This is a genomic window from Synoicihabitans lomoniglobus (assembly GCF_029023725.1).
Classification (GTDB): Bacteria; Verrucomicrobiota; Verrucomicrobiia; order Opitutales; family Opitutaceae; genus Actomonas; species Actomonas lomonigloba.
In genome coordinates this window covers 985,176-997,429 of the sequence record NZ_CP119075.1, presented here as the reverse complement: position 1 = coordinate 997,429, position 12,254 = coordinate 985,176, and the positions used below count along the sequence as shown (strand labels likewise).

Below are 12,254 nucleotides of genomic sequence, written 5' to 3'. Positions count from 1 at the left end.
CTAAAGTCATATCACAGGCCTCGACCTTTGCCTTCTTGCCGGTCCTACCACCCGACCCGTTCATCAAGGCGGCGAGCTGTGCCTCTCTTCGAAGTCGCCCGGCTCGCTTAACCCTACCCAAACCTACCCTATGAACAAATCCCACCCTGATCCGTTTCGACGGAGTTCAGTTCACCGGCTGTTGATCGCTGGTTTCGCCTTGGCCGGCGCCTGCACGATTTCAGCCCAATCCACGACGAGATCCGGCGACGAGAACGAAACAAGCGACACCGTCGTGCTGTCGCCGTTTGAAGTCACCGCTTCGGCAGAAAACGGATACCTCGCCACTGAAACCCTCGCGGGCACCCGCATTCGCACCGAGCTGCGCGATGTCGGTTCCGCCATCTCCGTCATCACGAAGGAATTCATGAAGGACATTGGAGCCACCGACAACAGCACGCTGCTCCAATACACCACCAACGCGGAAGTCGCCGGCACCCGCGGCACCTACGCCGGTCTGGGCAATGGCACCAGCGTGGATGAAACCGGCACCCTGCGGGCTCCCGGCGGCGCGCAACGCGTGCGTGGTTTGGCCTCGGCCGACAACACCCGTGATTACTTCACCACCGATATCCCGTGGGATGGTTACAACGTGGATCGCATCGACATCCAGCGTGGCCCGAACTCAATCCTCTTCGGCCTCGGCAGTCCCGCCGGCATCGTCAACGCATCGCTCAACGGCGCGTCCTTTCGCAACGGTGGAAACATCGAGTTTCGCGTCGGCTCCTACGGCAGCCAGCGCGCGAGCGTTGATGTGAATCAAGTGCTCATCAAGGACGTCCTCGCCATTCGTCTCGACAGCCTCTACCATCGCGAGCGCTACCAGCAGGATCCCGCGTTCCAGGATGACAAGCGCATCTACGGGGCGATTCGATTCGACCCCCAGCTCTTCAAAGATCCGTCGTTCCGCACCAGCCTCAAAATCAAGTATGAGCACGGTGACATCGACGCCAACCGACCGCGCAATGTCCCACCGCAGGACAGCATCACGCCGTGGTTCCGGCCGGTCAACCTCGACCCCGACAGCATGGACGGTGGCTTGGGTAAACTCACTATTCAGGATGGCTATACGCTGGGGTCTTCAGCCTCGACGTTTAACCCGTGGCTGGGCGGGCTCGTCAATCAACAGCAGCCGCTGTGGATCATTGATGGCACGAGCAATCAACTCCATCGGATATGGGGTCACGTCGTAAACACCGGTGCCCTCAACGCCAATGGGGTTCCTCAAGGTGCCTCCAACGGTCTCATGGGATTGCGCTATGCCGATGCCTACTCCGCCATTTCCAGCTTCAGCTCCTACGCGAACAACGCCAACCTGACGAATGCCCGATACGGACAGTATCGAAACATCACGCTCACCGATCCGACGGTTTTTAATTTCTACGAAAACCTCATCGACGGTCCCACCAAAAAGGAATGGGAAGGTTGGGATGCGTATAACATCGATCTGAGCCAGACCGCATTCGACGACCGCCTCGGCGTGCAACTCACCTACGATCGCCAGAAGTATAACCGGGGCGGCGAGGCGTTGCTGGGCAACCCGACGCTCAACATCGATATCCTGCAGAATTTCAGCGACTACGTCGTCGGACCCAACAACGCCAACAACGGCAATGTCGCCAATTCCAATTTCGGCCGACCCTTCGTCGCCGGAGGTCCGGGGCGCGGCAACTCTTACGAAAGCGACCGCGAATATATCCGCGCTTCGCTCTTCGGTGAACTGCGTGCCACGGACTTTTTTGACAACGGTTTCCTCACCAAACTCCTCGGCAAGCACCGCTTCAACGGCGTTTACAGTGGCGAAGAGTATCAAACCGAAAATCGCTCCTGGCAGATGTATGCCAATTCCGCGGCCTATGCCTCCTACAAGCTCCAAGGCAATCCCGACGGACTCACCAACCTGCCGCCATCGGCGATCATCTACCTCGGATCGTCCCTGGCCAACGCCACCTCGGCCGCCAATGCCAATATCTCGCCCATTCTGTCCGATGTGACGCTGCAAGACGGCAACATCTATCAGTTCGACATGACTTGGCGGAATCCCACCGGGGTCAACCCCAGCGATCCCTGGAACGTGCCGGCCAACTTGCAGCGGATCTTCAACGGCAGCCCAGCCGTCAATCCGACCACCGGTGCCGTTTACCCGCAGCTCACCCAGGCGTCCAATCCCGCCAACTACGTCGGCTGGAACAGCACCTTCCACAACACGCTGCTGCGCTACGATGATGGTGCAGATCAAAGCCTGGTCACGGCGGCGTCGCAGAGCATGCGTCAGACCGAATCCTATGCCGGTTCCTGGCAGGGGTTCATGTGGAACGACGCCATCGTGCCCACGCTCGGTTGGCGCTACGATGAGGTGCAGAGCAAGAGCGTCAGTGCGTTTCCGCAAAGCGGTTCCGCCGCTCGCGGTGCGCTCAACCTGAACCCGGACACGTATCGCCTACCCGATGAGTTTCCGCAGACCCAAACGTTCAAGGATCACTCCACCGCCGGTGGTGTTGTCGTGCACGTCAACAAGTTGCTGGGCGATCGCGACCCGCTGCCACTCAACGTCAGCCTGTCGTATAACAAGTCGAACAACTTCCAAGTCACCGATCTGCGCCGCGACATTTACGGCAACCCGATCGCCAACCCCACGGGTGAGACGGAGGACTTTGGTGTCCTGCTTGGCACCAAGGACGGCAAGTATTCCTTCCGGGCGATCAAATACGAAACCCAACTGTCGGGAGCCAATACCCAGCTGAACAACAGCGGTATCTACGGCACCATCCGGGATGCGCTCAACTGGCGCAACATCAAGGTCTACTACATGTCGGCCTATGCGTGGTCGACCGCCGGGCAAACCAACCTCACGCCTTACACGGGTCAGCGTTATCTGTGGGACCCGTCCTGGGTCGATAACACTTCCGGACGTCCAGTCGCCGCCGGTGCGTCCGCCACGGGACCGGCCGGCTCACACTTGGAAACGACGGCTGAAGCCAACGCCCGCCGTGATGCCTCCATTCAGGCGCTCAATGACATGCAGGTATTCCTCGCCGGAACGGGATTCTTCGAAGCATGGAACTACGGTGCCGGTCCGACCACGCAGTCCGCCTTGCAGACCCGTGGTCAATACGAGACCAACCCCATCCAGCCCGATCCAAACAGCGTGTTCGACTACCGCACCGCTCCTTTAATGCAGGGCTTTGCGGTGACGGCCGACACCGCGTCGAAGGGCTACGAATTCGAACTGACCGCCAACCCGCTGCCCAACTGGCGCATTGCCTTCAACGCGTCGCAAACCGAGGCCGTCCGCGTCAATGTCGGCGGTCCGGTGCTGGATGAGTTGGTGGCCTACATGGACACCTTGATGGCTGGCCCGGGGGGTGACTTGGTCCGGTTCAACTCCGACTGGTCCGCGCCCAACGAGCTGCGCTCCAGTTGGAACTCATGGCGCGGCCAGTATACCCTGATGAAACTCCAGGAGAACACCGCCGCGTCCGAGCTTCGCAAATGGCGCTACAACGTGGTGACCAATTACATGTTCGATGAGGGCGTCCTCAAGAACGTGAATGTGGGCGCCAGCTACCGTTGGCAGGACAAGGTTGTGATCGGCTACCCCGTGATCGCCGGGGCCGGCGGATTGGGCAGCTTCGACCTCAGCAAACCCTACTACGGCCCGTCGGAAGACGCGCTCGACCTCTGGGTCGGCTACACGCGCCAACTCACGGAAAAGATCGATTGGCGAATCCAGTTGAACATGCGGAACGTGGGCAAAGGCGACAGCCTTATCCCGATCTCCGTCCAACCGGACGGCCAGACCTGGGCCTCCGCGCGCATCGCCCCGAGCCAGGAATGGTTCCTGTCGAACACCTTCTCGTTCTAACGGAGCATCGCACCACCACTTGGTATGCATCATCGCCGCCCCGATTCGTCGGGGCGGCTTTTTTTCGGGCCGAGGGCCGGAGGCGGGACTTGTCAGGTTTCTCCGATGGGGAGACCGGTCCCGCGCCGACCTTCATGCCAGAGTTGCTCGAGAGCTCTCACAGGAGGGCCGGAGTCACCGTGGTGCCGCTGGCCGAGCCAGGGTTTGTGACCCGCAAAATGTAGCAGACGGCAGTCCGCCAAGCCGGTGGTGTCGGCGTAGTCCTTCTTGATCAGGTTATATTCCGGCGGCAGCAGTTCGACGTCGATTCCGTCGCGGTGTATCCACTTATTGACTATCCCTTGGTCTCCGGCGTTGTAGCCCCCGCGCCCCGGCTGCGTGCGTGCGATGTCCTGCAGGCGGGCAATCGTGGCGGCTCCTTGAATCGCGCGACCGATCGAGAGGACCCCGCTGTTGATCTCAATCGCGTGGCCTTTGTAGGCGCGGGTTTTGCGGAAGCCGGTATCCCGGGCCGCGCGGAGCGGAACCGTTCCCGGCGCGAGCAGCGCGGGCGTTTCGCGGAGGCACAGGATATCGCTATCGAGGAAGAGGTTTCGCTCAAAGCCGAAGTCACCGAACGCTTCGAACTTGAAGAACGTTTGGGCGTGCCGCCGGGAGCGGCGCTTCTGGTAAGGACGAATGTCGGCGTAGGGCGCAGGATTGATCGGAATGCGACGGTGACAATGCGCGCATAGAAAGGGATCGCGGAGCGCTTCTTCCTGCGCGCTCAGGACAATGATCGGGAGCGGCGGTTGGTGCAGTCGCCAGGACGTGATGAGCCGCCGCGTGCCCGGGAGATAGAGCAAGTCGGTGAGGACAACGAGACAGTTGGCGGATGTGGCGGGACTTTGCATCCACTTGAGCCGGGGCAGCGGGTTCAGGATAAGATTGCCTCGGTTCGACAATGTTTTCAGCCCATCTCGCTGACCTGTTCGGCCCAATTTTCCAGCACCTCGGCAGGATCACGGTCAGGGAAGGTTCGCCCCACCACCGCCAGCAGATCCTTTTCATCGGGGAAGAGATCCAACAGCGCCGTCCGGAGCTGAACCGCTGGGTCTTCCTGGGCCGCTACTTCATTCCAGATTTCGCCGCCGTGAAGCGACCGGGTCACGGATTCGATCATGGCTTCACCGAGCGCGCCGAATCGCTGCACCGCCAGATCGCGGAGCTCACCCGTCAAAAACTCCTCGTCAAGTTGCTGTTCCAGTTCTTTCAAAATGCGAGCCATGCGATGGGCACTGCCGGCACCTAAAAACTCCAGTAACCGGGCGGCAAACGCATCCGGATTGGCCTCGTGAAAAGCGCTCAGCACTTCGGCCTGCCGCGCATAGGTTTGAGCGTGCTGATAGGCATTCACGCGTAATCCGTTCAGGGCGTAATCAAACTGCGTCGGCCCGCCCTTGTTACGGATCACCAACGTGAGCGAAGGACTGCCCATGTGCATCACGGTGTGAATGAATGCCTCTTCCGGCAAAATGCGCGTGATTTCACCGGGCGCGATCAACCGCAGGGCCATGGGCTCCAGTTCCCCCAGTTGGATCCCGGGTTCGGATCCCGGCGTGGGGTGGTATAAAAACTCCGCCTCCATCGAGTAGCCCGCCAACACTTGGAAGGCCCCGCAAAATCCATGGCTGTGAATGGCGGTGCGACCGTGAAACCAAAAGAGGACTTCGGCATAAAATCGGGGCTCTTCGTAAACCACCAACGGAGGCTCACCAAATCCGCTGTTAAAATTGACCTGCTCCGGCAGCTCCTCCCGGCCCAGCGCCCAATCGGCCATGAATGCGATGCCCATACCAGCAGGAACCGGAAACTCCGCCAACGCGGCGGCGGCGAGTTCCGGGAAGTCCTCCCCCAAAGCACCATCACCACAACGCGCCGAAAGGCTTTCGCCTATTGTTTTAAAATAATCCATAGCTGGACTCCACCTTCGACCGATTGTCCGGCGACGCAATCCCCTCAATCCGTTGCAAGGGGCTAAAAAAGAAGACACCGAATCAGTCCGTTTAAGGTTGCCCGAATTCGGATCACACAAACTGAGGAAATTGAGCGCTGGAGCGTGTGCTCTTTAAATGGGTTCGGCCGTAGGCGCGTGCTCGCGCGCGATGGCAACGGCCTCACCGCGCCCGCACACCGCGTTCATCGCGCGCAAGCGCGGCTCCTACTTTTTCTCATCGCAGCTGGCGCACGATGGGATCGGGATAAGACCCGATCACTCCAGCCTCGGGCTCGCTCCGTCTCTTCGCCCACAAATTGACCAAACCACAGCTGAAACTCGCTGCATGGGTTCGGCCGTAGGAGCGTGCTCGCGCGCGATAGCAACGACCTCACCGCGCCCGCACACCGCGTTCATCGCGCGCAAGCGCGGCTCCTACTTTTTCTCAACGCAGCTGGCGCACAATGAGGTCGGAACAAGACCCGATCACTCCAGCCTCGGGCTCGCTCCGTCTCTTCGCTCACAAATTGACCAAACCACAGCTGAAACTCGCTGCATGGGTTCGGCCGTAGGAGCGTGCTCGCGCGCGATAGCAACTGCCTCACCGCACCCGCACACCGCGTTCATCGCGCGCAAGCGCGGCTCCTGCTTTTTCATCTCAGGATACGCCTCCACCATGAGAGGGAAAAGAGCTTTGGAGGCACTCCATCGCAACCGATTGCTGCCATCGGGCAGGTATCAAGTGCAGCCATACACCGCGCTCTTTCTTCCGGATTGGAAGGCTGCCGATAGACGTAAAGGTGACCTCCATCGTCAATTCTTCTGAAGTGATCGGGGGCGATCTCAGCGCAGCAGTGGTGGTCCAGGCAGCATTCGTCGACATAGAACTCCCCTGGAACATTCTGCGGCCACTTATACTTCACGGATGCCATGGATACTGCCGAACGTCATAAGTGAGGCACGCAACGTCAGGCGTTGCCTCCACTGTTTTGTTGGCCGTTGTTCCCGGCGCAGGTTTCTCCCTCGAAGCATGCCACTGGGCCTTTCATCAGGAGCAAGGCGAATCCTGCGACCAGTAATAGAAAGGACACCGTGGAGAAGGCACTCTTCAGCAAGGTGGCGCTACTGGCTGCAGAAACCAATCCTTCGGTCACATCGGGAAAAATCGTGATCATTCGAATAATCAGTATATTTTCGATATAGTCGAAAAGACCGCCGAGCACTGGAATTACAGCCAAATACAACCACTTCGAATCGGGCCGAATTCGTTTTGAATATAGCCAGATCAACATCAGCGAAAAGCAGGTCGCAAACAAACCCGGGTAAACAAAGTCGAGTGCTAACTGGGGGAAGAGGTAAGTATCCCTGCCTGCACGACCGAGGGATTCCAGCAGGGTCAGCGCTTGTGCATGAGTGTATCCCGCAGGCGACAAATCAAACAGCGTCGTTTCCGGAGCGTAGCTCTGAACCCGAGGGATGGTGACCGAGAGCATCAGCAGGTAAACGGCCATCGTTAACACAAACAGCAGGAGAACATTCTTGCCGGAAGCATTCCCTTGCATGAAGTCGATGAGACCTGCCCCTCGTTTGCTTTCGATCATGGTGAATTTTTCGCCAACGTTTCAGGTCAGAGACCGGAGCAGCTGGCGCGAAGCGTGCGCAGCACGATTCGTGATAACTGTGGAGGTTCTCTGTAGCGGTTGGTTCGGCTGCTTAGGTTTCATCTTCAGTCAGTTCAGTAAAGAGGTCGGTATGATATCCGGAATAGATCTTTCCGGTTTTAAAATCGGAGACTACGCAGTGCCCTTTCATATTCGGTATTTCGCCCAAGAAAACATAGGTAGTCATTTCTTTCAGTGGATACCGGAATTTCATCCCGGGTAACGTGAACTTTACGAGCGAAAGGTGACGCGGTCTTGAGGCCATTTTGTCCTTGCCGAACGCTAAAGCTGAGCCGCGGCGGTCAGCGAATGAAATGTGGGATTCGCTTGGAGGACAACGGAACAGCTGACGGCGGCTCTGGCCGTCGTTGGCTCGGGCGACTTGTTGAACGAAGCCGCTGCGCGGCGCAGTGAGGAGTGAGGGGTATGACGTTCGGGACGCACGACAGGTCGAGGATGTTATTTGGGACGCCAGTGACAAGACTGGCGGTGATATGCCAAAACATAAATCCACCCGTAAAGGTCGCGACTTCCGTCGTGACGTCACCGAACAGTATCAATCGTTAGTGCGCTTCGATGAGATGCTCAAGCTGCGAAGCATGGCCTTCTCCACGCATTGCCTAACCGAGTCGTTGCGCTGCGTCGGCACCCTGCCACGCGTCGCGCGTTCGCCGCCGTTCGTCACACGGGCCGCATGAAGACCACCACCAACGATTCCTCAGACATGAATCCACCGCTCGTCGCGGTGGACACTTCACCGGCCATTGGGTCCGACCGTGCCACAGCGAGATCACCCGGTCCTTGATCGCCGGCTCCCGCTTCCAAGCCATGGCAATGTTGGTGCAGGCCCCAAGCGAGATTACCCAGAGCGGTCGCTCGTCCGACGGGTCCATCGCCCGCTCGACGATGAAGTCCACGCCGGGAGAAGGGATGATCTGTTGGCTGAACTGGAATGGCTGCGATCCTTTAAGCACCGGAATCTTTCCCTCCATGCCTGCAACCCGCATGCACTCGAGGATCAGCTCGTAGGATTCGTCCAATCCGTCCGGTCCGCCCGCGTCGCCCCAATGCGCCGCCACGATGCCTTCGATGTCGAACCGCTCCTGCGCCGCCAGCACGAGACCGAGCGCGTAAAGGTCGTCGATTTCATTGGCCAGATCGGTGTCTATGATGACGCGAATTTTCTCATCCGCAGCGGGCCACTCCGGCACCACGCGCTCGGCCCGGAGCGGAGCAGAGAGCAAAGGACCGAACAGCAGAATGATAGCGACAACTCGATGGAGGGGAAGATAGGAAATGATCAGTTTCATATCAGGAGGGGATAACGGTAAGACGGCTCGGGGATTTAGTTCAGGGTCACAATCACCCGCCGGTAACGCGTCAGCGCGGGTTCGCCGTCGTCGGTGGCTTCGAGAATGAAATGCAGGGTTTGGCCCGGTTCGGCATGAACGGGCACTTGGATCTGGACCCGTCCATCTCCGAGAACCGTGAGCGTCGCCGGATACGGTGCGGTGCCGGCTTCGCGGTATTGCCACCAGCGCAGATCGAGGGCGTCGCCGTCGGGGTCTGACGCGGTGCCGGTCAGCGTGATCGTTTCGCCCGCTTTCGCGGTGAGATCGAGGGGGCCTTCCACCGTGACAACCGGCGGGTGGTTGGCTTCGTCATAGGGCAACACCGCCCAGTCGGCGCGGGCGGCGTAGTCGTTTTGGAATGCGGGCAACCACCGGCTCACCGGATAGGCATAGTCGGCGGCCCCGGTTTCGGTATTGAGGTCGGTGACGGCCCGGGTCGCCTCCCAACGCACGGCCTCCCCGTCGCTGCGCACGAGGCGACCGCCCCACCCGCCGTAAGTCGGATCCTCCTCGCTGCGCAGTCCGACCGGCAGTTGGTGTAGAATCGCCACGCTGTCGCCTTCGGAAATGAAATCGTAGCGATCACGGCCCGCCTGGCGCGTCTCCGCCAGGCTGCCGTTCTGCTGCAACGGGTCGCCGGCCGTTTGCTGACCGTCGCCCCACAGATAGGTGCGTCCACCCAGCGCGCCGTGACCGAGTTTGACGTATTCGCGCCACCACGCGCCGCGCAGATAAGCCAGTCGACTGGGCTGATTGATCCGCCACCAACCGTAGCCGATCGGCTCGTGTTGATTGAGGTTGTAGAGGACCGGCAGATCGGGCCAGTGCGGTTCGATGTAGTTGCGGTAGGTCGCATCCTGATCCGCCACCATGTAGAGCACCGCCTTCTCCGTGACCTTCCGGTAAATACGCTCCCACTCCGACGTGCCGCGATGGCGCGCTTCAATCGCTTTCAAGGCGCGGGCAATGGTATTGGCCCCTCCCCACGCGTGCAGCCAAAGCGGTCCGGGTTCGTCATCGAGGAGCAGCGCTTCGATCCACTGCGAGCCTTCGGTATCGACCGCCATTTCGCCCTCGAAGGTGATGTTGCCCACCTTCACCAGCTCGTGCAGCGACTCCGGCGAGGGATAGCCGGGCGCATGCAATCGCAGATTCGGATATACCTCGGCGTAGAGATCGATGATGTCGTCGACCCATTCGACACCCGTCCATCGCAGGTCTGTGCGTTCACCGTAGCGTTCGACCTGCTCGGGGTCTTCCGACGTGAACAACGTGCCCTTCCCGTCCCCGGCGTAATGCCAGATCGAACTGGTGATCACGATGCCTTCCCACTCGAATTCATTCGCATAATGCAGCATGCGAATGAGCGAGTTCATGTCGTCGACCTCGCCGTCGGTGGTGACCACGACGCGCGGTTTCCCGGCGGAAGTCACGGCGACGGTCGCCACCAGCAAGAGGCCGCTCAACCAACCCGCGCATGGCGGATGACGCCTCGGCGCAAAGTCGCGTCCAAGGAACGGAAGGAAGAAAAATCGGAGCCGGCGTATCATGGCTCTATTTTGGTCAGGGTTACGGTTTTGATCTCCGGCATCGCCTCGCCCGGCATCGTCAGCGCCCGGAGTTCCAATCGGACGTCGCCCTCCGCCAAATCAATCACGCCGGCATCGGCTTCCATCCAAACGTCGCGTGACAAATACCCCCCCTGTCGCAACCCCGCCTGTTCGGCCGCGGGATGGGCCGCGCTACCGCCGGATTGATCGATCGTAAACGCGAGTTGCGAGGCGCCTGCTTGCAGGACAAATCGCGACCCGATGGCCTCGGGCGGACAGGCATAGCGGATCGTGGCCCGGTAGTGCCCCGACGCCACGACGCGCAGCGGACAATACGCACTGGCCGCCACATCGCTCCAGGCCTCGATCCATTGACCGGCGTAGCCAAATTGCTCGCAGTAGGCGATGCCCTGCCCTTCGCCCGGACTCAGTTCAAATTCGTGCGCTTCGATCGCCACGCGGGGCGCGGCATCGTAACCCACTTCGACCGGCAACGGCGTGAGTTCCGCGGGCACGGCGGTTTGCGCCCAATCACGAAACGCCTGTATTAATGTGGCGTGTTGCTCCGGTGCGGATTCGAGCAGATTTTCGGTCTGGCCCGGATCATCGATCATGTCGTGCAACGTGGAGGCCGTGGCGCGATAGCGATCGGAGCGGATGGACCATCGGCGCCGATCGAACCACGTGTAGTGGTAGCGTTGCGGCATCGCAAAACCCGGACGGCTTTCCAACCGGGCCGACAGATCGATGCCATCGAGCGGCTGGGTAAAAGCCGCCGGATCGTCGATGCCCGCCGCCGCGCTCAGAGTCGGCAGCAGGTCGATATGCGCCGCGTTTTCCTCCACCACCGTGCCGGGGGCGATCCGGGCCGGCCAGCGAATGAAACAAGGCACGCGCACGCCGCCTTCCATCACGGAGGCCTTGGTGCCGAGCATGCCGCCGTTGAACCGCTCTCCCTTGGGCCCGTTGTCCCCCAGGAAAACCACGATGGTGTCGCGGGCCAGATCGAGCTCGTCCAACACCGCCAGCAGGCGCCCCAGGTTCATATCGAGATTTTCGCACATGGCATAGACGGCCCGCGTGTAGGCGTCGGCCGGTTCGGAGCGGTTCCGCCAGCGCTGCCATTCGGCGTGCGGGGCGCTGACGGGGGTGTGCGGGGTATTGAAGGGAACGTAGCACAGAAACGGCCGGTTCTGCTGCGCCTGCTCGCGCATAAACGCGATGGCTTCGTCCGCGAGCACGTCGGCGATGTAACCCTGTTTCGCCACCGGCTCTCCGTTGCGCTCCAACCCGGGATCGTAATAGTCGCCCACGACGCCGCCGCAGAAACCGAAGAAGGTATCAAATCCCTGCGCATTCGGATGCTGCGGCCAATGCGAACCGTTGTGCCATTTGCCAAATGCGCCCGTGGCGTAGCCCGCCTGGTCTCGCAACAACTCGGCCAACGTCACCTCGTCGGTGCGCATGATTTCCCGGTTGCGCGTGACGCCGTGAACCCCCGTGCGCGTCGGATTGCGTCCGGTCAACAGCGCCGCCCGCGTGGGCGCGCACACCGGCTCGACAAAGAAATGATTCAGCCGGGCCCCTTCGCGTGCCAGGCGATCCATGTGGGGCGTATCCAGATACGGGTTACCGTTGATGCCCACGTCGCCGAACCCCTGATCATCGGTCAGCACGATCAGAATATTGGGGGGAGCGGCCCCAAGCATGCCCGCGGCGACCAGGAACAACCAAGCGACCCCCCACCCCTGTCTCAGCGTTTGAATGCGGAGTTTTTCGAGCAGCATGGAAAGGGGCGAATGCATGATCTGT

Annotated in this window: 8 protein-coding genes; 1 reads left to right on the top strand and 7 read right to left on the bottom strand. The window is 60.4% G+C overall.

The annotated features are described in order from the left end of the window. The first annotated feature begins 130 nt into the window (after positions 1-130). Positions 131-3,904: a TonB-dependent receptor plug domain-containing protein gene (locus PXH66_RS03785; RefSeq protein WP_330927589.1), complete on the top strand. Its 3,774-nt coding sequence runs from the start codon at positions 131-133 to the stop codon at positions 3,902-3,904. A 92-nt stretch (positions 3,905-3,996) separates the two neighbouring features. On the opposite strand, the gene PXH66_RS03780 is transcribed toward PXH66_RS03785, so the two are convergent. The 7 genes from PXH66_RS03780 to PXH66_RS03750 form a co-directional block, all read right to left on the bottom strand. Continuing rightward, positions 3,997-4,797 (bottom strand): glycosyltransferase family protein, encoded by an 801-nt coding sequence (locus tag PXH66_RS03780; RefSeq protein WP_330927588.1) that lies wholly within the window; start codon positions 4,795-4,797, stop codon positions 3,997-3,999. Positions 4,798-4,853: 56 nt separating this feature from the next. Further along, a complete protein-coding gene (locus PXH66_RS03775; protein ID WP_330927587.1) occupies positions 4,854-5,858 on the bottom strand; it encodes a cupin domain-containing protein in 1,005 nt (334 codons plus the stop codon). A 674-nt stretch (positions 5,859-6,532) separates the two neighbouring features. Beyond that, positions 6,533-6,811: a ferredoxin gene (locus PXH66_RS03770; protein ID WP_330927832.1), complete on the bottom strand. Its 279-nt coding sequence runs from the start codon at positions 6,809-6,811 to the stop codon at positions 6,533-6,535. 36 nt (positions 6,812-6,847) lie between these two features. Next, entirely contained in the window at positions 6,848-7,480 is a 633-nt protein-coding gene (locus PXH66_RS03765; protein WP_330927831.1) for a hypothetical protein, read from the bottom strand. Between the two features lie 680 nt (positions 7,481-8,160). Next, positions 8,161-8,850, bottom strand: coding sequence for a nucleoside hydrolase (locus PXH66_RS03760; RefSeq protein ID WP_330927830.1), 690 nt, complete (start codon positions 8,848-8,850; stop codon positions 8,161-8,163). Positions 8,851-8,885: 35 nt separating this feature from the next. Further along, positions 8,886-10,442: a DUF1593 domain-containing protein gene (locus tag PXH66_RS03755; protein WP_330927829.1), complete on the bottom strand. Its 1,557-nt coding sequence runs from the start codon at positions 10,440-10,442 to the stop codon at positions 8,886-8,888. Next, complete coding sequence (locus PXH66_RS03750; protein WP_330927828.1) at positions 10,439-12,247, bottom strand: arylsulfatase; 1,809 nt, start codon at positions 12,245-12,247, stop codon at positions 10,439-10,441. The genes PXH66_RS03755 and PXH66_RS03750 overlap by 4 nt, the downstream gene beginning before the upstream one ends. Positions 12,248-12,254: the final 7 nt, after the last annotated feature.

Excerpts from the sequence above, each read along its gene's own strand:
- PXH66_RS03785 (WP_330927589.1), top strand. The coding sequence starts at position 131 with ATGAACAAATCCCACCCTGATCCGTTTCGACGGAGTTCAGTTCACCGG.
- PXH66_RS03780 (WP_330927588.1), bottom strand. The coding sequence starts at position 4,797 with ATGCAAAGTCCCGCCACATCCGCCAACTGTCTCGTTGTCCTCACCGAC.
- PXH66_RS03775 (WP_330927587.1), bottom strand. The coding sequence starts at position 5,858 with ATGGATTATTTTAAAACAATAGGCGAAAGCCTTTCGGCGCGTTGTGGT.
- PXH66_RS03770 (WP_330927832.1), bottom strand. The coding sequence starts at position 6,811 with ATGGCATCCGTGAAGTATAAGTGGCCGCAGAATGTTCCAGGGGAGTTC.
- PXH66_RS03765 (WP_330927831.1), bottom strand. The coding sequence starts at position 7,480 with ATGATCGAAAGCAAACGAGGGGCAGGTCTCATCGACTTCATGCAAGGG.
- PXH66_RS03760 (WP_330927830.1), bottom strand. The coding sequence starts at position 8,850 with ATGAAACTGATCATTTCCTATCTTCCCCTCCATCGAGTTGTCGCTATC.
- PXH66_RS03755 (WP_330927829.1), bottom strand. The coding sequence starts at position 10,442 with ATGATACGCCGGCTCCGATTTTTCTTCCTTCCGTTCCTTGGACGCGAC.
- PXH66_RS03750 (WP_330927828.1), bottom strand. The coding sequence starts at position 12,247 with ATGCATTCGCCCCTTTCCATGCTGCTCGAAAAACTCCGCATTCAAACG.